The sequence below is a fragment of the Neptunomonas antarctica genome, from assembly GCF_001305295.1.
GTDB lineage: Bacteria > Pseudomonadota > Gammaproteobacteria > Pseudomonadales > Balneatricaceae > Neptunomonas > Neptunomonas antarctica.
Map to the genome: position 1 here is coordinate 265257 of NZ_LJSI01000053.1, position 20687 is coordinate 285943.

A 20687-nucleotide genomic window follows, 5' to 3' on the forward strand; every position below is an offset into this window, starting at 1 on the left:
AGTACGGTTTTTTTATGCGTAAGCTATTACGTAAAGGCTGTTCCTTGAAAGCGCAGCCTCTTTACGAAGCCTGATACACTGTTTTACCTTTAATTAAGGTATGTGTGACTTTCCCTTTTAGCGGTATGTTCATAAACGGTGAATTTTTACCGGCTGAAACACAGTTAACAGAGGTAAGCTGCCATTCTGTTTCAGGGTTGAAAATACAGATGTCGGCAATGCTGCCCACGCCCAATGATCCTTTATCCAATGACAAAATAGCGGCCGGTGCCGAGGTTAACTTCTCTATTAACTGAGGTAGAGATAGTAGTTCTTGTCGAACCAGGCGTAAGCAGAGTGGTAGCAGGGTTTCGAGTCCTGAAATTCCAGGGTCTGTGGAGGCAAAGGGGGCTTGTTTAGCGGCCGGGTCGTGAGGCTGATGATCTGAACAGATGGCTTGAATACCATCTGTTACCAGCCCGTGGAGTAATCCGGCACGATCCAGCTGGCTTCTCAGGGGTGGGATAACATGAAACATACTATTGAAGCCGTTAACATTTACGTCAGTCAGTAATAAATGGTGTATAGCAACATCGGCGGTTACATTGAGTCCGCGTTGGCGTGCATCCGTCACCATTCTGACGGAGCGCTCAGCAGACAATTGGCCAAAGTGTGCACGTACACCGGTTTGTTCTACTAGCAGTAAGCAGCGGGCGACTTCGACGGTCTCAGCTGTTTCAGGGATGCCGCTAAGGCCTAAGCGTGTGCACGTGATGTCGTCGTGCATACAGCCTTTGTCTGCAAGGTGATGATCTTGCGGTTGAAATATAACCAGAAAGTCATGCGTTGCGGCATATTCAAGGCATCGTAATAGCACCAGAGCACTTGGGATGCTTTTTCGTGCATTGCTAAAAGCGACGCATCCTGAACTGCTGAGTGCATGTAATGGCGCCAGTTGTTCGCCTTCCAGGCCCTGTGTCAGTGCTCCCATGGGCAGTACTTGCGCCAAGCCAGTGGCTTCGGCACGGTCAATAATCATTTCGGCAACGGCTGGGTTATCTACCACAGGTTTGGTGGTGGGAGGTGTCACCATGGTTGTGATGCCGCCTGCTACCGCTGCGGCCGTTTCGCTGGCAATGGTGCCTTTTTGTGTGTAGCCGGGTTCTCTGACGTGTGCGCACAGATCAATGAGTCCAGGCGTAACAACAAGGCCTGTCGCATCAATGATTTGGTTCGCACTCAGTGTTTCAGCGAAGCCTTCAGGAGCCTGACCTATAGCGATAACTTTGCCATTCTGAATGTATAGATCGCAGATTTTATCGAGTTTGTTTTTGGGGTCGATCAGACGCCCATTTTGTATTACGAGCATGGGTTATGCCTCCGCCTTCATATTTTTCTCAGCCATTTGGCCTGACATCGACATCGACATGACGGCCATTCTGACAGCAATGCCGTTGGTTACCTGATCAAGAATTAATGACTGAGGGCCATCAGCTACAGCCGATTCGATCTCAACACCTCGATTGATAGGCCCCGGGTGCATAACTACCGCATCAGGCTTAGCATGTTGCAGCTTTTCATTGGTCAGGCCAAAGAGTTTGTAGAATTCAGATTCGCTGGGCAGTAGGGCGCTTTGCATGCGTTCTTTTTGTAAACGTAACATGATGACCACATCAGCATCTTTCAGGCCGGTTTGCATATGGGTAAAGACTTTTACGCCAAGTGCCTCTATGTTTCGCGGTAGTAATGTCGTCGGGGCGATGACGCGTATTTCTGCCGCGCCTAATATGCGTAGCGCATGGATCTGTGAGCGCGCCACACGTGAGTGCAAAATATCACCGACAATCGCGACAATCAGTGGAGAGAAATCACCTTTGTGGCGACGGATAGTCAGCATATCCAACATCGCCTGTGTCGGATGGGCATGGCGTCCGTCTCCGGCATTGATAACCGCGACATTGGGTGTCACATGCTCTGCAATAAAGTGTGCCGCACCGCTGTCTGAGTGGCGTACGACAAACATATCTGAATGCATCGCTTCCAGTGTCTGTAACGTATCTTTCAGCGTTTCACCTTTTGAGGTGGACGATGTGCTGATATTCAGATTAAGCACATCGGCCGATAAGCGTTTAGCGGCCAGTTCAAAGGTGCTCAGCGTGCGCGTACTGGATTCAAAAAACAGATTAACCACCGTTTTTCCGCGCAATAAAGGGACTTTTTTGACTTGCTGGGCATTCATATCAACGAATGAATCCGCGGTTTCCAGGATCTCGGTGAGCAGTTCTCTGGATAAGCCTTCGGTTGTTATAAAATGCTTAAGTTGACCTGCGCTGTTTAGCTGAATGCTGTTAGGGTCTTTAATGTCGAACATGTTGTGCTCCAGCTCAAGTTAGTCTTTTTGACTGATTTCCAGCGTCAGAGGATCAGGGCCAGTCAGTTTGACCTGCTGGTTAGCTGCTAAGGAGAGCGTGCCTCCATAGATATCGGCTTGAATCGGCAGTTGGCGGCGTTGCAAATCCAGTAACGTCACCAGTGTGACGGATGCAGGGCGTCCATAATCGAATAGCTCGTTGAGTGCTGCTCTAATGGTTCGCCCACTCATAATGACATCATCGACGAGCACAATGTCGCGACCTTCTGTGACACAAGGGATTTGGGATGCCTGGACTTTAGGGTGCAGGCCAATTTGTGAAAAATCATCTCGGTAGAAGGAAATGTCCAGTGTGCCGATAGCATTGTCTAGCGCCAATGCCGTATGTAAACGCTCAGCAATCCAGATGCCGCCGGTACGAATGCCGATAATAATAGGGTCTTCGATCTGGCGGTGAATCAATAGTGTTTTAAGCTCTGATGCCATTTTGTCGAGCATAGACTCAACACTCAGTGTTCCCTGTACCATAAAGATCCTCCAGTCGTGTGTGGCTTGGAATGCGTTGTGAACTGTTAAACCAGCTATCAAGAATGATTTGAGCGGCAATGCCGTCGACCGACTCTTTTCGGAAATTGGTGCCGCCGCCCTGCGCAAAATGAATCTCTTTGGCTTCAGCGGTAGAGAGCCTCTCATCCATCAGGAAGCATGGTAGTTGATAGCGATCTTGCATGCGGTTGGCAAAGCGGCGTGCGCGGCGGGACATTTCGCTGATGCTGCCGTCCATATTCAGAGGGATGCCGACGACCAGCACATTGGGTTGCCACTCTTTAATCACTTTGTCGAGAGCGACCCAGTCGGGTGTGCCGTCCTTCGCTTGAATGGGTGCTAATGCTAAGGTTGTTGCGGTAATTGTTTGGCCTGTGGCAAGGCCTATGCGTCGTGTGCCAAAATCAAACGCGAGTACTTGTTGGCTGGAGGATTGGCTGGATACTGTCATAGTGGCTGCTTGGCTTGTTGTCTAAATTGTTGTTTAGTGCGTAGCATAGATTGTTGCATGAGTCAGGCATGTCCGGAATGGGCGGTGAGTAAGTGAAGATTAATGCCCAAAATGGCGGCACCTGCCTGCATTCTATCGGCAGCAGGCATGTTAAACATTATATCTGAATTTGCGGGACAGCTTAACCAAGCATTGTCACTTATTTCCTGTTCCAGTTGTCCTGGTCCCCAGCAGGAGCAACCCAGTGCAATAAGTGCGTCTGCAGAGCCGCTTTGGGCAAAAGCTTCTAGAATATCAAATGATGTTGTCAGAAATAGTTCATTGGTAATTGTATGGGTAGATAGCCAGGGATTGCCTAAATAGGCTTTATGTAAGACAAAGCCTTTGTTGTTTTGCACCGGCCCTCCAGAGTAAACCGGGATCGATCTGGCAAGATGGCCTGCGGGAAGTTCCAGGTGATCGAGGATATTATCCAGATGAAAATTGAGTGGTCGATTGACTATTAGCCCCATCGCGCCATATTCACTATGATCACAGAGGTAAATAATGGTTTGCACAAAATTTTCATCATCCAGATGAGGCATGGAGATTAAAAAATGGTCACGCAAACATGTCTGGAATTTAAGCATGATAAAGCCACATAGTCAGAAAAGAAATTAACCCTCTAAGGTTTAGTACAACTGTGTGGTTTTCTCAAATTTCCAGCTACGAATGATTTCTAAAACATCAGTGGTTTTTCTCATTTCTACACTGAATGGTTGAAACGGAGCGGCGAGTTTTACGATCCGGATAGCCGCTTCATCAAGCGTTGTACTACCGGATGATTGTGTTATTTCGACGTTTTTAAGGCTTCCATCCGGCAAGATGGCAACTAATACACGTAAAGTACCATAGAGTTTTTGTCGCCGGGCCTCTTCTGGATAATTAAGGTTGCCGATCCTTTCGATATGTTTCCGCCAGTTATCTAAATATATAGCATCTTCATGAACGGTAGTGGACACCGATGTTAATCGTCGGGTCTTTGGGCGCTGTGAAAATTGTTCTTGCTGCATTTTTATCTGCGCCTGCAGATTGGCAATCTCAAGGCTTTTAGCTAGCAGTGAGGTTGATTGCCCTGCTTTAGGTTGCGATGATATGGCTGCGGCTTTACGGGGTTTAGTAATATTTTTTTTCTTTTTTTCTTTTACAGTCGTTACGACTTTGCGTTTTATTTTATCGGTCTGGTGTGAGTTGCCTTTATCTACGACGGGATTTTCTTGCGCAGGCTTCACCATATGCGTGGGTTCAGGTGTAAGTTCAGGTTTGTCTACAGGTGGTGCGGGAAGTGCTGATTGAGTCCTGATCTTAGTATCCTGAAACGTAGAGAGTTCCGTCGTTGAGGGAAGACGTTTTTCTTCAATCGTACCGCTTGCCAATTGATTGGCTTGGGCCAGGAAATCGATTTTTTCGGGTGGCTTTTCGACAATATGTTGAGCCAGTGTGATTTCCAGAGTTTGCACGGGAGGGGTTGTTGGTGAACTAATGAAACTGCTGCCCAGGATAATGACAGCATGCAATGCTACTGCCATAAATAATGTAAAGCCCAACCGATCAGTCGCGCTGATGGCAGGGCTCGTTAACATTTCCCGTGGTGTGCTGGACACTAGGCGTTATTCCGCTTCTCTTCAATGATATTCATTAATTGCATGCCGATGTCCAAGTCGAACTGATTATCCAGTTCCCGAATACAGGTCGGGCTGGTGACATTGATTTCGGTCAGGTAGTCGCCGATAACATCTAAACCGACAAACAGTAATCCTTGCTCTCGCAGCGTCGGACCTACTTGTTCGCAGATCCAGCGATCACGATCCGTTAACGGACGACCTTCGCCGCGTCCTCCAACGGCAAGGTTACCGCGGGTTTCGCCAGCCATCGGGATACGCGCCAAGGCATAAGGAACCGGTTCACCATCCAGCATAAGGATACGCTTGTCGCCATCAATAATTTCAGGGATATATTTCTGAGCCATTATTGTTTGCGTGCCATGCTCGGTGAGAGTTTCAATGATCACGCCCAAATTTACACCATCGGCTGTAATTCTGAAAATAGACGCGCCACCCATGCCGTCCAGAGGCTTGAAAATAACGTCCTGATGTTCTGCATGGAAAGCCCGCAGCAGTGCTGAATCGCTTGTTACCAGTAAAGGCGGGCAGCACTGCGGGAAGTGAGTAGCAAACAGTTTTTCATTGAAATCACGCAGACTTTGAGGGCGATTGACGATCATCGTTCCCTTTTTTTCCGCCATTTCCAGCAGTAGAGTTGTATAGACAAACTCGTTATTAAACGGAGGGTCTTTGCGCATTAGAATGACATCCAGCGATGACAAATCGGCTATCTGGTACTCTCCCCGGGTAAAAAATGAATCTGGGTTCATGTCTACAGAGAGGGGTGCCATGTTAGCGCGTGCTTTTCCGTCACGCAGGAATAAATGCTGTGGTTCCATGTACCACAATTCCCAACCCTTTTGCTGAGCAGCCCAAAGCATCGCAAGAGAACTATCTTTTTTGTAGTTAATCCCGTCAATAGGGTCCATCACAATACCGATTTTAAGTGTCATTCTCTGCTATCCTCAGGGTAGTTTTCCATGATGAGTTTAATCTAAATGTGTACGTTGACCTAGCCCAGATCGCCCCATAAATACTGAAGTACCGCCTGAGCGGCAATCGGGGCAGTTTCTGTGCGCATTACGCGGGGGCCAAAAGCAACCGGCTTAAATCCGGCCGCCAGTGCTGCATTGACCTCTGTCTCGGTAAGTCCGCCTTCAGGGCCTATCAGCAGGGCAACGGATTCAGGTCTGGGAAGTTGGCCGAGGGGTTGTTCCGTGTGGTGATGTAATACCAGCTTCAGGTCAGCGTCAACGTTGTCCAGCCATTCTTGTAGTGTTTGAATAGGAGTAATGACTGGAAGCTCATTTCTAAGCGATTGCTCGCAGGCGCTAATTGCAATGTGTTGCCAGTGCTTGGTGCGTTTATCCTGGCGGTCATTGTTCAGCCGAACTTCACAGCGTTCAGTGAATAGCGGTGTCATACTGGACATGCCCAGTTCTGTCGATTTCTGTATGGTGTAATCCATCCGTTCACCTCGGGATATGGACTGGCCAATATGCACTTTCAGCGGGCTAGAGCGGGTTAAATTCTCTTCTTGTATAACCGTGACCTCTACGTGGCGCTTCTCAACGCGAGCGAGAGTGCATAAAAACTCGCTACCTTGCCCATTAAATAACGTAATCTGCTCTGCTGGCTTCATGCGTAACACACGGGAAATATGTTGAGTGACGGACTCACTTAACGAAAATGTTTGCCCTGGGCTTAGATCAGAAGGTTCATAGAATCGAGGTATGCGCATGCAACTCAGGTCCGGCAGTAGGAAAAGGCTTATTATGCCATTGAATACCTTAAATTAGTCTATCTCTATAATCAGGTTTTGATTTTCCAGTAATTTCATGAAGGCTTCTCTTTTTAATGGTTTGCTCAGTAGGAATCCCTGCACTATATCGCAATTCAGTGTTCTGAGGATGTTGAGTTGTTCCGGTGTTTCGACGCCCTCTGCCACGACTTTAACACCAAGCCCTTGCGCCATTGTGATAATCGCCGTGATTATTTTCTTATCTCCCTGGCTTTCAGCCAGGTTTTCAATAAAAGATTGGTCAATTTTAAGTTTATTTATCTGTAAATTGCGTATGCGGCTTAATGATGAGTAACCGGTGCCAAAGTCATCAATAGAAATGCTGATTCCCATTTCCTGAACCGTATTGATTTTATCTTGTAGTGTTTCTATAGAGGCGATCAGTACGCCTTCTGTGAGTTCGAGTTCAAGGGTGTTTAACGGAATATCATAACCGTCAGTCGCGTCATGTATCAGCTTTTTCAGGTCACTGTTCATAAATGTCAGGCCTGACAGATTGATAGCAAGATGGGGAGGGTGTACACCTGCTTGCATCCACTCGTAGATTTGTTTGGCGGCGGCTTTGAGAACCCAGGTATCAAGACGGGAAACCAGTCCGCTTTGTTCGGCAAAAGGCACAAATCGGGCAGGGGAAATAAAGCCGTGTTCAGGATGTTCCCAGCGTAGTAATACTTCTGCAGAAATTAGCTGGTTAGTCTGTAAATCGTAAAGAGGTTGGAATACCAGATAAAATTGATCGTGTTCAATCGCTTTTTGAATATCTCTCCATAGTTCTAGTCGTTCATCAAGCGCAAAGGTTTTTAATTGGCTGAAAAACAGGGAGTCCTGTTCAAGACGGCGAGCTTCGTTAAGTGCTTCTTCTGCATGGCTGATTAACAGGGATTCTTGATTACCATCGATGGGCGCGGTACTGACGCCAATTTGTGATTGAAAAGATACTTCCTGCCCGTCTATGAGAGAGGGCTGCATGATGATGTTCTGGACTGTGCTGATGAGGTTGCTGACCTCGCTGATATCTGTTAAATCATTTAAAATCAGAGCGATAGAGTCGTCTGCATGACGTGATAGCAGCGCCTTATAGTTCAGCGTGGGTTTGATTCGTTGAGAGATGTCCATCAGTACTTCATTGCAATAAGCGCTGCCCCACTGCGCTAATATGTCGCGTAATAATGGAATTTTAATAATTAAAATGGCGATTATCCGATCATCGGATTGTTTCTCCAGTGCCCGATTTAGCTCGTCATTCATGGCCTTTCGGGTGAGCAGTTGCGTCTCCGGATCGTAGGTTTCGCGATACTGAGCTTCCCTATACGCACTCCTTAGCGCGTTGTTTTCAATAGTTTGATCACGAAAGTGAATTAATGCTTTGGCAATACTGCCTATTTCATCCTTACGTTCGGCATCTGTTATTATTTCGTTGATATGACCAGATGTTAGTCTGTCAATTTGCTTGACGAGCCGGGCTGTAGGTTTAGTAATACTGTTAGCAATTCGGCCTGAAATAAGGAAGGCAAGAAGGACTGAAAATAATCCCATTAACGCGTAGGTGATACTGCGGCTAATAAAAATATTTTGAAGGTCATCTATGTAGGCACCTGTTCCTATGATCCAGTCAGTTCCAGGTATCTGTTTGGCGTAGCCAAGTTTTTCATCCAGCTGAATTTTGCCTGGATGAGGCCAATAATAGTGCCAGAATACGTCACCCGTTTCGCGAACGCCTTGTAGCATCGGTTGTAAAATAAAGGCGCCGTTGCGATCGCGAATCTGGCTTAAATTTGTATCCTCAAGCTCAGGTGAAATCGGATGGGCGATACTATTGCCGACGGTATCATATAAGAATAAATAGTTATTCGTATCGTAACGTAATGTATATATTAATTGCTTCACATGAGCGAGTTTGGCTGCTTCCGAAAGATCAGAATTTTCAGAGGAAAGAATAGGCTGTAGCTGACTGACAGTACTCTCTACCACACTCCTGATAATATTTTTGCGTGATTCAATCATATCATTATGAGACAACCACAACGAAGCAATATAGGCCGTCGCTATACTAAGCATCATAAGTGTGACGAGAATAAAAAGTTTCCGTCGGATACTGATATCTTGTAGCTGCATTCTAACTCCAACGTTCGTGTTTATGAGTAAATAATGGCTTATAAGTTAAAGCCTTATATCAAACGCTTGTATGATTTTCGAATATAAATGCAGGATATGCCAGCTTTGAATGCGTTTAGAGACAAAAAAAAGACGCTAACAGCGCCTTTTTGTATGGAGATAGCGTTAAATACCCGCGTCAGCTTTTAATGCTTCAATTTTATCCGTACGTTCCCAGGTGAATGCGGTAAATGTGTCATCTTTTACGGTCATTTCGCAAGGTGTGCGGCCAAAGTGCCCATAGGCAGCTGTTGCCCTGTACATTGGATGCAGCAGGTCCAGCATGCGGGTGATGGCGTGTGGCCGCAGATCAAAATGACGGTCTATCAGTGCGATGATTTTATCATCGGAGATTTTTCCGGTACCAAAGGTGTTGATGGCTACTGACGTAGGCTCCGCTACACCAATCGCATAAGACACCTGTATTTCGCAACGATCGGCAAGCCCGGCCGCTACCAGATTTTTGGCAACATAACGACCCGCGTATGCAGCAGAACGGTCTACTTTGGATGGGTCTTTGCCGGAGAATGCACCGCCGCCATGCCGCGCCATGCCGCCGTAAGTATCAACAATAATCTTACGACCAGTCAAACCACAATCGCCTACCGGACCACCAATAACGAAGTTGCCGGTTGGATTAATGTGGAATTTAGTATCTTTGGTAAGCCATTCAGCGGGTAGTACGTGCTTAATGATTAATTCCATCACCGCTTCGCGCAAGTCGCTCAGGGAGACGTCTGGGTTGTGCTGTGTTGACAGAACAACGGCGTCGATTCCACAAGGTTTACCATTTTCATAGCGAAAGGTTACCTGTGATTTAGCATCAGGACGTAACCAGGGTAGTAAGCCGGATTTGCGAACTTCTGCCTGACGCTCGACAAGACGGTGAGCGTAAGTAATGGGAGCCGGCATGAAAACATCGGTTTCATTGGAGGCATAACCGAACATCAGACCCTGATCGCCCGCACCCTGATCTTCAGGATTGGAGCGGTCAACGCCCTGGGCGATGTCGATAGACTGCTTACCGATGATGTTGATGACGCCACAGGTTTCGCCGTCGTAACCGACATCGGATGAGGTATAACCTATCTCGCAGATAACGTTACGCACGATACTTTCAAGATCAACCCAGGCGGAAGTGGATATTTCGCCAGAAACAATAGCCACACCTGTTTTAACCAGTGTTTCACAGGCAACACGCGCATATTTATCTTCACTGATAATGGCGTCAAGAACGGCGTCTGATATCTGATCGGCAATTTTGTCTGGGTGGCCTTCAGATACGGATTCAGAAGTAAATAGGCTGTATTCGCTCATCGCGTGTGTGTTTCCTCATTAATACGGTGGAAGTCAGAGACCGAATGACAAATGTGAGTATGTCTCTGATTCGAAAAGTAAACGGTATTTTAGCCCTGTTAATCTTGTAATGCATGATTTAAGGGCTGGTTTTCTATGAAAAATTCATGAATTAACATGAAAATCCTTCACTTTTAGCCAAAATCAGGTTTTCTCGTTGAAGCGAAAGCGTATCTGCGCGAAAATTGCCGCCTGTTTTTATACTTCGCTTTACTAACATTGGGAAAATCCCAGGAGTTGATTGAATGTCCTCTCGCAGAGAACTGGCAAACGCTATTCGTGCATTAAGTATGGATGCTGTTCAAAAAGCAAAATCGGGCCATCCAGGTGCGCCAATGGGTATGGCAGATATTGCTGAAGTGCTCTGGAACGACTTTATGCAACATAATCCGTCGAATCCACAATGGTTTGACCGTGACCGTTTTATCTTGTCTAACGGTCACGGATCTATGCTGATCTATTCGCTGTTGCACCTGACAGGTTATGACGTCTCTATTGATGACATCAAAAATTTCCGTCAACTTCATTCAAAAACCGCAGGCCATCCGGAATACGGCTACTGCCCGGGCGTAGAAACCACCACAGGTCCTCTGGGGCAGGGCTTAACTAACGCCGTGGGTTTTGCGTTAGCTGAGAAAATTCTGGCGGCACAGTTTAACCGTGAAGGCCACGAGATTATTGACCATAACACCTATGTGTTTATGGGCGATGGCTGCATGATGGAAGGTATCTCTCATGAAGCCTGCTCTCTGGCAGGTACGTTAGGTTTAGGTAAACTGGTGGCTTTCTGGGATGACAACGGCATCTCTATCGACGGTGAAGTCGAAGGCTGGTACACCGACGATAACGTTAAGCGTTTTGAAGCGTATGGCTGGCAGGTAATTCCGGGTGTTGATGGGCATGATGCTGATCAGATTCGTGATGCGATCGTTAAGGCACGCGAGAATACGGAACGTCCTACACTGATCTGCTGTAAAACCACCATCGGTTTTGGTTCGCCTAATAAAGAAGGTAAAGAAGACTGTCACGGTGCGCCATTGGGTGAAGCTGAAATTGCGCTGACCCGTGAACGTTTAAATTGGCCTCATCCTGCGTTTGAAATCCCTGAAGATCTGTATGCTGACTGGAATGCTAAGCAAGCCGGTACGCATGCAGAAAATGAATGGGATGAGCGCTTCGTTGCTTACCGTGCTGAATTTCCGGAACTGGCCAGTGAATTACTACGTCGTATGTCGGGTGATCTGCCAGCAGACTTTTCTGATAAAGCGGATGCCTGGATTGCTGATGTCGCCGCTAAAGGCGAAACCATTGCTTCTCGTAAAGCGTCACAGAATGCATTAAATGCCTATGGTCCTCTGTTGCCTGAGTTGTTGGGTGGTTCTGCCGATCTGGCAGGTTCTAACTTAACCATATGGTCCGGCGCTAAGGGCATCAATAAAGACGATGCTTCTGGTAACTATCTTTATTACGGTGTGCGTGAATTCGGCATGTCGGCGATTATGAACGGCTTGGCTCTGCACGGCGGTTTTATTCCTTACGGCGCTACCTTTCTGGTCTTCATGGAATACGCGCGTAATGCACTGCGTATGGCCGCATTGATGAAACAGCGTGTTATTCATGTTTACACACATGACTCGATTGGTCTGGGTGAAGATGGTCCGACGCATCAGCCGGTTGAGCAGGTTTCTAACTTGCGTCATACGCCGAATATGAGCTGCTGGCGTCCTGGTGATGCGGTTGAATCTGCGGTGGCCTGGAAAGCGGCGTTGGAGCGCACAGACGGCCCGACAGCGTTGGTGTTCTCTCGTCAAAACCTGCCACATCAGCAGCGTACGCCTGAACAGATCGCCAATATCGCACGTGGTGGCTATATTCTGCGTGATACCGACGGTCAGCCTGATGCCATCCTTATCGCTACCGGCTCGGAACTGGGTCTGGTTATGGATGCAGCGGCAGTCTTGACTGCTGAAGGTAAGCAGATACGTGTTGTCTCTATGCCAGAAACCGGTGTGTTTGATCGTCAGGATGCTGCTTATCGCGAATCAGTCCTGCCGGCTGCAGTAACGGCGCGCGTCGCTGTTGAAGCGCTTCAGGCAGACTTCTGGTACAAATACGTCGGTTTGAACGGTGCCATCGTAGGTATGACTACCTTTGGTGAATCAGCACCTGCTTCGGATCTGTTCAAGCACTTTGGTTTCACAGTTGATAACGTTGTTGCCAACGTAAAATCTTTATTGTAACTGCTTGCTAGATGAGCCTTAAGCCGGGCGCTTGTCCGGCTTTTTAATTTTTAGATTATATTTAAAAAGCGGGTCAGATGAGTTTTCGAATTGCGATTAACGGATATGGTCGAATCGGACAATGTGTCTTGCGGGCCATCTATGAGAATGGATTACAGCAGCATTTACAGGTGGTTGCTCTGAATGAGTTGTCTGATATCGAAACGGTCACTTACCTGACCCGATATGATACCACTCATGGCCGATTCCCTCTTCCGGTTGAACATGACGGCGAATGCCTATTGATAGCAGGGGATCGGATTCAGGTGCTTAACCAGCCTGATCCTAAACTGCTGCCTTGGGATGCGTTGGGTATTGATCTGGTGATTGAATGTTCGGGTTCTTTTAATGACCGAGAGACGGCAGAGCAGCATTTACACTCAGGTGCGAAGCGTTTGCTGTTTTCTCAACCTGCCATGCCCGATGTTGATGCCACTATCGTTTACGGGCTGAATCATCAGCTCTTAGCCGCAGACATGACGGTAGTCTCTGCCGCTTCCTGTACCACGAACTGTGTGATTCCCGTGTTGGATTTGCTACATCGTGAACTGGGAATTATCAGTGGCGTAACCACCACCATCCACTCAGCGATGAATGATCAGCCAGTGATTGATAGTTATCACCAGACAGATTTACGCTTAACGCGAAGCGCCATGCAATCGATTATTCCGGTTGATACCGGATTAAGTCGGGGTATTGACCGCTTATTGCCTGAATTGGCCGGTCGTTTTGAATGCCTGCATCTGCGCGTGCCGACTATAAATGTCTCTGTTATGGATATGAGCCTTAATGTTACACGTGCGACAACCACTGCGGATGTTAATCAAATATTTAAGCACGCTGCCGCTCAAGGCTTAAAAGGCTTGTTAGGCTATACCGAGGAGGCGCATGCCTCGGTTGATTTTAATCGTGATCCACGCTCGGCGATTGTGGACGGTACACAAACCCGTGTGAGTGGTGGCAATCTGGTTAAATTGCTCTGCTGGTTTGATAACGAGTGGGGGTTTGCGAATCGTATGCTCGATATTGCACAGGATTGGTTGCGTCTGTCTGAAAATGACGAACAGTAGCTGTTATAGTAAATATCGAACGCTAGCTAATTAAAAACCAAATACTAGCCTATTAAATATCGGGCGTTAGCCGCATTCAATGCCCGTAAGTAAGCATAAAATTATTAGTAAATCAGTAGTTAATCAATAGGACACACCCATGAGTGTATTGAAGATGACGGATCTGGATCTGAACGGAAAGCGCGTACTGATCCGTGAAGATCTCAATGTTCCTGTTAAGGATGGACAAGTAACCTCAGATGCCCGTATTCGCGCGTCGTTACCCACTATCGAGTTCGCCTTGAACGCCGGTGCCAAAGTGATGCTGATGTCTCACCTGGGTCGTCCTACTGAAGGTGAATATGAAGAGGAATTTTCACTGGCGCCTGTCGCGGCTCACCTGAGTACTCTTTTGTCGCGTCCGGTACCGCTGATTAAAGATTGGCTTGGTGGTGTAGACATTGCAGCAGGCGAAGTGGTATTGCTGGAAAACGTACGCTTCAATGTTGGTGAGAAAAAAGATAATGAAGCACTGTCTAAAAAAATGGCAGCGCTGTGTGATATCTATGTAATGGATGCATTTGGCACGGCGCATCGCGCACAGGCTTCGACGCATGGTGTAGCGCGTTTTGCTGATGTAGCCTGTGCTGGCCCCTTGTTAGCAAACGAACTGGATGCGTTGGGTAAAGCACTAAAGCAGCCTAAACCACCTTTGGTTGCTATTGTTGGTGGCTCTAAAGTGTCAACTAAACTCGAAGTACTTAATTCATTATCCGATAAAGTCGATCAGTTGATTGTTGGCGGTGGTATTGCGAACACATTTTTAGCGGCGGCGGGTAAGCCGGTCGGAAAATCTTTGTGCGAGCATGACCTGATACCGGTAGCTCAGGCATTGATGAAAAAAGTGAACATCCCATTGCCTGTGGATGTGGTCGTGGCTACTGAGTTTTCAGAAACAGCGACGGCGACCGTAAAATCAGTCGATGATGTGGCTGATAATGAGATGATTCTGGATATCGGGCCTGTGTCTGCACAGAACCTGGCTAACCTGCTAAAAGGTGCCGGAACCATCATTTGGAACGGCCCCGTCGGTGTGTTTGAGTTTGATCAGTTCGGCGGCGGAACTAAAACATTGGCGCTTGCGATTGCCGAATGTGATGGTTTTTCGATCGCTGGTGGCGGTGATACTTTGGCCGCTGTGGATAAATATGAGATTGCTGATAAAGTATCGTATATCTCGACCGGTGGTGGTGCTTTTCTGGAATTTGTCGAGGGTAAAGTATTACCTGCCGTAGCAATTCTGGAAACACGTGCCGTTCAGTAAGGCGCTAAGCCGACAATAATTTACACTAATAGGTGAACAATCATGGCTTTAATTTCAATGCGTCAGTTGCTGGATCATGCAGCTGAATACGGTTACGGCATTCCGGCGTTTAACGTTAACAATCTGGAACAGATGCGCGCGATTATGGAAGCAGCGGACAAAACCAACTCTCCGGTTATTGTTCAGGCTTCTGCTGGTGCGCGTAAGTACGCAGGCTCCAACTTCCTACGTCATATGATTCTTGCAGCGATTGCAGAGTTTCCACATATTCCTGTATGTATGCATCAGGATCACGGTACGTCTCCTTTAATCTGTCAGCGCTCTATCGCCATGGGCTTTTCCTCAGTCATGATGGATGGCTCGTTAATGATGGATGGTAAAACACCGGCAAGCTACGAATATAACGTCGATGTAACGCGTCGTACTGTCGAAATGGCGCATGCATGTGGTGTATCTGTTGAAGGTGAACTGGGTTGTTTAGGTTCATTAGAAACAGGGCAGGCGGGTGAGGAAGATGGCGTGGGTGCTGAAGGTACTCTCTCCATGGAACAGATGTTGACTGACCCTGACGAAGCGGCTGATTTCGTACGTCAAACCAATGTAGATGCATTGGCTATTGCGTGTGGTACATCGCATGGCGCCTATAAATTCACCCGTCCGCCTACCGATGATATTCTGGCGATTGACCGTATTAAGGCGATTCACCAGCGTATTCCCGGCACTCATCTGGTTATGCATGGTTCATCTTCTGTGCCACAGGAGTGGTTGGCTGTGATCAATCAGTTTGGTGGAGATATGCCAGAAACATACGGTGTTCCGGTTGAACAAATTGTTGAAGGTATTAAATTCGGTGTGCGTAAAATCAACATCGATACCGATCTTCGTTTAGCCTCTACCGGTGCGATTCGTCGTTTCCTGGCAGAAAATCCATCAGAATTCGATCCGCGTAAATACCTGCAGAAAAGCATCGATGCGATGAGTGCTATCTCTGCGGCGCGCTATGAAGCTTTTGGAGCGGCGGGTCAGGCCTCTAAAATTAAGGCGATATCGCTGGAAGATATGGCCGACGCTTATGAAGCGGGCAAGTTGGATGCGAAAATAGTTTAAAGTGACGTGTTTGAAAAAAGCAGCCTCTTGAGTCTAATGCTCTTTACGTAAGCATTTGAGCCTACGCAGTTCTTGTTAGAAAATCCGATGTCATCACTGACATCGGATTTTTTTATGCCTTTAAACAAATCGCCCGTCGATCCGGATGAGTTTTTTAACTTTTCAGGTTTAAATAGATTTACCCACAATACTCTCATGGTATCGATTGAATCGGCGCTACAGCTTTCTAATCAGGAGATGGTTCCTGTAACAGGCGTCAGCAAACACACACAGGCTTTTCCCCCCCCCATACAGCCAATGCTACGTTTGATGGCTGATGTTGACATGAAGCTATAGGTAAATCAGGTGCATGATTAGAGGTATTTTAAAAATAGTCTCTTTTTAGAGACTATTTTGTCTTTATGTAATGGTTTTTTTGAAGTCTGCACTACACTTAGACGAAATAATTACGTGGAGTTTTCTCATGGGAATCATCAGTCAATCGGCTTTGCGTTTATGTATTGCCTTTTTTGTTGTCATTGCTTCTGTTAGTCACGCTGATGAGTTGCCACACCCAAAGGGACAAGTGGTACTGACAATCACGGGCAAAATCCTTAATAGTAATTCAGAAGAGGGTGTAGTCCGCTTGGATATGGCTATGTTGGAGTCCTTGCCTGCTTTTACATTTCAAACAGTAACACCTTGGACTGAAGGATTACATACGTACAAAGGCGTTTTACTTAATGAGTTACTGGCATGGGTTGACGCAGAGGGTGATCAGTTAAAAGTGACGGCACTAAATGATTACAGCACGTTAGTTGAGGTTAGCCGAATTAAGCCATATCCCATCATTCTTGCTTACAAATCAGATGGAGACTACATGAAAGTGCGTAATAAAGGCCCTTTATGGTTGCTGTATCCCCTATCTGATTACCCCGAACTTGATACCGAGGGTGATTATTCCAGTATGGTATGGCAAGTTAAAGCGCTAGTTGTCCAATGAACGATAGCTCAATGAAAAATAGTTCAATGGGCATGATCCAGTGAAGAAAACTAAGTGAAAATGCCCAGCCACTTTTACCGATTGATGTTTTTATCGTTGATCGTTGCAGTATTTGTCGTCAGTGCCTATGTGACATTTATGAAGCACAGTGAAACGTTACGTCTGGTCACTGCCAGTAGTAAAACGACTACATGGGCGGCGTCAGAACTTGAAAGTGATATGCTGAAGTTCCTCTATACTTTCGAGCTGTATGAAACAGGCAACCGGACGCATGACGAGGTATTGTTGCGCTATGAGTTGTTATGGGGGCGTGTCAATATGTTGAAAACAGGTGATGAAACACAGAGGTTTCGTTTAATAAAAGATGCTGAAACTCTGTTAACCCGCTTGTTGACAACACTAAACCGTAATGAACAAATGGTGTTAGATTTTCCGTCCTTAAATGCCACGCTTGCGAAGAAAATACATCAAGAATTTGCCAGCTTATTGCCCAGCGTCCGGCAAGCTAATATAGATAGTTTTTTGGGGCCGCAGCGTCTGGATGACTTACTTAAAGTACATAAGCTACAAAAAGAGTTCGGTTTTTTTCTGATTGGCTTATTACTTAGCGGGCTCGCTTTCATTGCGATAATACTGATTGAAAGCACCCGGCATAAAATGCAATCGTTACATGATTCATTGACCGGTTTGCCGAATCGTAAATATTTCAATGACCGACTCAGCCTGGTAGAAATAAACTCCATAAAAAAGCGTCAGAAATTTTCTATTCATATCATTGATCTAAATGGATTTAAAAGTATTAATGATACTTATGGGCACGCCGCTGGTGATCAATTACTTAAAGAAGTGGCGATTCGTCTCCAGTACTGTATTAGTGCTGACGATATGGTTGCACGTTTAGGTGGTGATGAGTTTGGTATTATACAGGAAGGTATTAATGATTCGTCCAGAGCAGCCTTGCTGGGAGATCGTGTTTGTAAGGCCTTATCTATTCCCTTTTGTTTTAATGATATAAACATTTACCCACGCGCCAGTATAGGTATCAGCCTGTATCCCGATGATGCCAATAGTGCTATCGATACAATGGGAAATGCTGATATGGCAATGTACAGGGCAAAGAGCAGTAATTACTTTGGCTATAATTTCTTCGACTCTGTTATGTATGAAGATGCTTTGCGTCTGAAAATTCTAGGTAATGCTTTACCTCATGCGATTATTCGAAATGAATTAACTCTTTATTATCAATCTATCGTCGATATTCAAACGGGTATCATTACCGGAGTTGAAGCCTTAATAAGATGGGAGCATTCACGTTATGGATTTATAGCGGCGCGTGAAATAATTTCAGTTGCTGAGCAGATAGGACAAACGACGCATTTTAACGAATGGGTATTGAAAACGGCCTGCACACAGAATAAACAGTGGCAAGATGAGGGATTACCTTTTGTGTATATGAGTGTGAATGTTTCGCAGGTGATGTTCATACAGGATGATCTTATTGCTTCAGTGCAGCACGCTCTCGCAGTAACAGGCTTAGCGGCAAAGTATCTGACTATAGAGATAACGGAAGACTCTATTATGGTAGAGATTGATCGTGCTATCGATATTTTAGGTAATCTGAAGCGCTTAGGTGTTTCTCTTGCATTGGGGGATTTCGGGACGGGTTACTCCTCGTTAAGTCATATGAAAGAATTGCCTGTGCAGCGATTGAAAATAAACCACAGTTTTGTTCAGGATCTAAATGAAGATCCAAAAGATACCCGGTTTATTACAACTATTTTGCAGTTAGCGCAAAGTCTGGATCTGAATGTGGTGGCAGAGGGCGTTGAAACTGAGCAAAATCGTCTGGATCTTTTGGAGTTAGGGTGTCATTTTGGACAAGGTTATCTCTTTGCTATACCGATGCCGGCACTACACATGACCGCTTTGCTCCTTAAACAAAAGGATGGAATGGCTTAAATGAAGATAATGTCTGTGAAAAACTTCACTGTGAGTCTCTTCATTGTGTTGAATATACGTGCTTAAATACGGATCTTTTAATGCAGGCGCTAAGGTGGTCGCAGTATGGTTCTGATTCTTTCTACGTGGGTAAAGTTTACTTTTCTGTTGGCTCCATTTTTTGTCGTCTCAATGTTTTTAGCGCTGACCCGAACAGATTCAGTCGCTGACCGCCGTTCTATTGCCAATCGGGCGGTATTAGCAGCCTTTTGTATTAGCTTAGTATTGTTTTTCTTCGGATCTCCCTTATTCACCTTGCTGGGTATTACACTCGACTCATTTCGTATTGGCGCAGGTATTCTTTTATTTTTATCGGCTATCAGTTTGGTCAGAGACGGCGTTCGTGCAAATGCTGAGGTCCCTTCTGAACAACGTGATGATGTATCGGTGGTGCCGTTAGCTATTCCAACCATTATAGGACCAGCGACCATTGGTACGATTTTGGTATACGGTGCGGAGCTGAAAGGTCTGAATATTGCTTATGGGTTAATTGGATTGGTGTTAGCTTTATTGAGCTTGCTGGTTTGTTTGCATCTTTCTACATGGCTGGAGCGTATTTTGGGAAAAACCGGACTGAATGTGCTGAGTAAGGTCACGGGTTTGATTTTAGCTGCCATGGCATCTCAAATTGTATTAACAGGTATTCATGGCTTTATTAAATCGTCAGGTATTTAACCGAAAATTAACAGGCGATGTATATTAATAAGCCTAGTTTGTAGCCAGTTCATATATTACTTTAATCAGAGGCGTTAAACCGATGGATTTACTAAAAGTTGCAACCGAACTGTTTCTTAGCAAATTAGGCTCATCTGCTGGTGGGATAAGCGCTGATCAGGTTGCCGGCGCATTAAGCTCATTATTGGGTGGTGCTGATGGACAGATTGATCTCAGTGATTTGATTTCTAAAGTGAGTAATAGTGGCTTGGCTTCATTAGCGCAATCATGGTTAGGCGATAGCGCAAACAGCGGCTTTTCTGTTGAGCAGGTACTGTCTGTTCTGGGGCAGTCTAAGGTGAGTGAATTTTCATCGACGTTGGGTTTGAATGAGGCAACGGCAACGACTGCGCTTTCATATATGATTCCTGAACTTATTGATCAGAATAGCTCTTCCGGAGGTTTGCTTGAATCAGTTGGCGGTGTGAGTGGTTTAGCGGGTATGGCGTCAAAATTTTTTAGCTAAAATTATTTATGCTTTTCAGCCGTGAAAAAGGCAGACTATTTTAAATAGTCTGCCTTTTTTAGAAAAGTACTCGTGGCTACTTTACAGTAGCAATAACAGATACTTCTACTAACAATTCCGGCCGGGCCATGCGTGCTTCAACACACGCTCTGGCAGGTGCATAGCCCTCAGGAACCCAAGCGTCCCATACCTCGTTCATCGCAGAGAAGTCTTTCATATCCCGGATATAGAGTGTTGCCGACAGGACATGTTCTCTATCACTACCGGCTTGCTCCAATAGTGCGTCAACTTTGGCCAGCATGGTGCGGGTTTGTTCCTGAATGCCGGTATTAGCGTCTGCGCCAACCTGACCACACAGATAAATAGTGTCGTTATGAATCACGATACGGCTCATGCGTTGCTGTGTTTCTAAGCGGGTAATGCTCATGGTCTCTCTTTTCCTTTAAAGGCTGTTAGGGTTTAAGAAG

General features: G+C 46.1%; 20 protein-coding genes. 9 read left to right on the plus strand and 11 right to left on the minus strand.

Translation table 11 applies throughout. The features are described from left to right. Window positions 1-61: 61 nt before the first annotated feature. From Nant_RS15975 to metK, 10 genes are all read right to left on the minus strand, one after another. The gene (locus tag Nant_RS15975) at window positions 62-1348 is read right to left on the minus strand and encodes a dihydroorotase (protein ID WP_054342649.1); all 1287 of its coding nucleotides are present in this window, start codon (window positions 1346-1348) and stop codon (window positions 62-64) included. 3 nt (window positions 1349-1351) lie between these two features. Beyond that, complete coding sequence (locus tag Nant_RS15980; RefSeq protein WP_054342650.1) at window positions 1352-2350, minus strand: aspartate carbamoyltransferase catalytic subunit; 999 nt, start codon at window positions 2348-2350, stop codon at window positions 1352-1354. Between the two features lie 18 nt (window positions 2351-2368). Beyond that, complete coding sequence (gene pyrR / locus Nant_RS15985; protein ID WP_054342651.1) at window positions 2369-2878, minus strand: bifunctional pyr operon transcriptional regulator/uracil phosphoribosyltransferase PyrR; 510 nt, start codon at window positions 2876-2878, stop codon at window positions 2369-2371. After that, window positions 2853-3347, minus strand: a complete 495-nt coding sequence (gene ruvX, locus Nant_RS15990; RefSeq protein WP_054342652.1) for a Holliday junction resolvase RuvX — start codon at window positions 3345-3347, stop codon at window positions 2853-2855. Before ruvX ends, pyrR begins: the two co-directional genes overlap by 26 nt. A 62-nt stretch (window positions 3348-3409) precedes the next feature. After that, window positions 3410-3976, minus strand: coding sequence for a YqgE/AlgH family protein (locus Nant_RS15995; protein ID WP_054342653.1), 567 nt, complete (start codon window positions 3974-3976; stop codon window positions 3410-3412). Between the two features lie 42 nt (window positions 3977-4018). Beyond that, on the minus strand, window positions 4019-4990 hold the full coding sequence (locus Nant_RS16000) for an energy transducer TonB (protein ID WP_238377171.1): 972 nt from the start codon (window positions 4988-4990) through the stop codon (window positions 4019-4021). Next, entirely contained in the window at window positions 4990-5943 is a 954-nt protein-coding gene (gene gshB / locus Nant_RS16005) for a glutathione synthase (RefSeq protein WP_054342655.1), read from the minus strand. Before gshB ends, Nant_RS16000 begins: the two co-directional genes overlap by 1 nt. 59 nt (window positions 5944-6002) lie before the next feature. Then, window positions 6003-6731, minus strand: a complete 729-nt coding sequence (locus Nant_RS16010; protein ID WP_054342656.1) for a 16S rRNA (uracil(1498)-N(3))-methyltransferase — start codon at window positions 6729-6731, stop codon at window positions 6003-6005. A gap of 54 nt (window positions 6732-6785) precedes the next feature. Further along, a complete protein-coding gene (locus Nant_RS16015; RefSeq protein WP_054342657.1) occupies window positions 6786-8906 on the minus strand; it encodes an EAL domain-containing protein in 2121 nt (706 codons plus the stop codon). 165 nt (window positions 8907-9071) lie between these two features. Then, complete coding sequence (gene metK / locus Nant_RS16020; protein WP_054342658.1) at window positions 9072-10262, minus strand: methionine adenosyltransferase; 1191 nt, start codon at window positions 10260-10262, stop codon at window positions 9072-9074. Window positions 10263-10546: 284 nt separating this feature from the next. Here metK and tkt point away from each other — a divergent pair, with 284 nt between their 5' ends. The 9 genes from tkt to Nant_RS16065 all read left to right on the plus strand — a co-directional run bounded on the left by tkt (window position 10547) and on the right by Nant_RS16065 (window position 20220). Then, a complete protein-coding gene (tkt, locus tag Nant_RS16025; protein WP_054342659.1) occupies window positions 10547-12541 on the plus strand; it encodes a transketolase in 1995 nt (664 codons plus the stop codon). 77 nt (window positions 12542-12618) lie between these two features. Further along, window positions 12619-13650 (plus strand): type I glyceraldehyde-3-phosphate dehydrogenase, encoded by a 1032-nt coding sequence (locus tag Nant_RS16030; protein WP_054342660.1) that lies wholly within the window; start codon window positions 12619-12621, stop codon window positions 13648-13650. Between the two features lie 139 nt (window positions 13651-13789). Next, entirely contained in the window at window positions 13790-14953 is a 1164-nt protein-coding gene (locus Nant_RS16035; protein ID WP_054342661.1) for a phosphoglycerate kinase, read from the plus strand. A 42-nt stretch (window positions 14954-14995) separates the two neighbouring features. Continuing rightward, the gene (gene fba, locus Nant_RS16040) at window positions 14996-16060 is read left to right on the plus strand and encodes a class II fructose-bisphosphate aldolase (RefSeq protein WP_054342662.1); all 1065 of its coding nucleotides are present in this window, start codon (window positions 14996-14998) and stop codon (window positions 16058-16060) included. A 114-nt stretch (window positions 16061-16174) separates the two neighbouring features. Continuing rightward, on the plus strand, window positions 16175-16396 hold the full coding sequence (locus Nant_RS16045; protein ID WP_143773471.1) for a hypothetical protein: 222 nt from the start codon (window positions 16175-16177) through the stop codon (window positions 16394-16396). Window positions 16397-16523: 127 nt separating this feature from the next. Beyond that, window positions 16524-17042: a putative pterin-binding protein gene (locus Nant_RS16050; protein WP_202905032.1), complete on the plus strand. Its 519-nt coding sequence runs from the start codon at window positions 16524-16526 to the stop codon at window positions 17040-17042. A gap of 60 nt (window positions 17043-17102) precedes the next feature. Continuing rightward, window positions 17103-19001 carry a putative bifunctional diguanylate cyclase/phosphodiesterase gene (locus Nant_RS16055; RefSeq protein ID WP_076495927.1) on the plus strand — a complete coding sequence of 633 codons (1899 nt, stop codon included), beginning with the start codon at window positions 17103-17105 and terminating at the stop codon, window positions 18999-19001. Window positions 19002-19106: 105 nt separating this feature from the next. Further along, on the plus strand, window positions 19107-19715 hold the full coding sequence (locus tag Nant_RS16060; protein WP_054342665.1) for a MarC family protein: 609 nt from the start codon (window positions 19107-19109) through the stop codon (window positions 19713-19715). 82 nt (window positions 19716-19797) lie between these two features. Beyond that, window positions 19798-20220 (plus strand): YidB family protein, encoded by a 423-nt coding sequence (locus tag Nant_RS16065; protein WP_054342666.1) that lies wholly within the window; start codon window positions 19798-19800, stop codon window positions 20218-20220. A 76-nt stretch (window positions 20221-20296) separates the two neighbouring features. On the opposite strand, the gene Nant_RS16070 is transcribed toward Nant_RS16065, so the two are convergent. Next, window positions 20297-20647 carry a RidA family protein gene (locus tag Nant_RS16070; protein ID WP_054342667.1) on the minus strand — a complete coding sequence of 117 codons (351 nt, stop codon included), beginning with the start codon at window positions 20645-20647 and terminating at the stop codon, window positions 20297-20299. Window positions 20648-20687 lie beyond the last annotated feature (40 nt).

Excerpts from the sequence above, each read along its gene's own strand:
- Nant_RS15975 (WP_054342649.1), bottom strand. The coding sequence starts at position 1,348 with ATGCTCGTAATACAAAATGGGCGTCTGATCGACCCCAAAAACAAACTC.
- Nant_RS15980 (WP_054342650.1), bottom strand. The coding sequence starts at position 2,350 with ATGTTCGACATTAAAGACCCTAACAGCATTCAGCTAAACAGCGCAGGT.
- pyrR (WP_054342651.1), bottom strand. The coding sequence starts at position 2,878 with ATGGTACAGGGAACACTGAGTGTTGAGTCTATGCTCGACAAAATGGCA.
- ruvX (WP_054342652.1), bottom strand. The coding sequence starts at position 3,347 with ATGACAGTATCCAGCCAATCCTCCAGCCAACAAGTACTCGCGTTTGAT.
- Nant_RS15995 (WP_054342653.1), bottom strand. The coding sequence starts at position 3,976 with ATGCTTAAATTCCAGACATGTTTGCGTGACCATTTTTTAATCTCCATG.
- gshB (WP_054342655.1), bottom strand. The coding sequence starts at position 5,943 with ATGACACTTAAAATCGGTATTGTGATGGACCCTATTGACGGGATTAAC.
- Nant_RS16010 (WP_054342656.1), bottom strand. The coding sequence starts at position 6,731 with ATGCGCATACCTCGATTCTATGAACCTTCTGATCTAAGCCCAGGGCAA.
- Nant_RS16015 (WP_054342657.1), bottom strand. The coding sequence starts at position 8,906 with ATGCAGCTACAAGATATCAGTATCCGACGGAAACTTTTTATTCTCGTC.
- metK (WP_054342658.1), bottom strand. The coding sequence starts at position 10,262 with ATGAGCGAATACAGCCTATTTACTTCTGAATCCGTATCTGAAGGCCAC.
- tkt (WP_054342659.1), top strand. The coding sequence starts at position 10,547 with ATGTCCTCTCGCAGAGAACTGGCAAACGCTATTCGTGCATTAAGTATG.
- Nant_RS16030 (WP_054342660.1), top strand. The coding sequence starts at position 12,619 with ATGAGTTTTCGAATTGCGATTAACGGATATGGTCGAATCGGACAATGT.
- Nant_RS16035 (WP_054342661.1), top strand. The coding sequence starts at position 13,790 with ATGAGTGTATTGAAGATGACGGATCTGGATCTGAACGGAAAGCGCGTA.
- fba (WP_054342662.1), top strand. The coding sequence starts at position 14,996 with ATGGCTTTAATTTCAATGCGTCAGTTGCTGGATCATGCAGCTGAATAC.
- Nant_RS16045 (WP_143773471.1), top strand. The coding sequence starts at position 16,175 with ATGCCTTTAAACAAATCGCCCGTCGATCCGGATGAGTTTTTTAACTTT.
- Nant_RS16050 (WP_202905032.1), top strand. The coding sequence starts at position 16,524 with ATGGGAATCATCAGTCAATCGGCTTTGCGTTTATGTATTGCCTTTTTT.
- Nant_RS16055 (WP_076495927.1), top strand. The coding sequence starts at position 17,103 with ATGCCCAGCCACTTTTACCGATTGATGTTTTTATCGTTGATCGTTGCA.
- Nant_RS16060 (WP_054342665.1), top strand. The coding sequence starts at position 19,107 with ATGGTTCTGATTCTTTCTACGTGGGTAAAGTTTACTTTTCTGTTGGCT.
- Nant_RS16065 (WP_054342666.1), top strand. The coding sequence starts at position 19,798 with ATGGATTTACTAAAAGTTGCAACCGAACTGTTTCTTAGCAAATTAGGC.
- Nant_RS16070 (WP_054342667.1), bottom strand. The coding sequence starts at position 20,647 with ATGAGCATTACCCGCTTAGAAACACAGCAACGCATGAGCCGTATCGTG.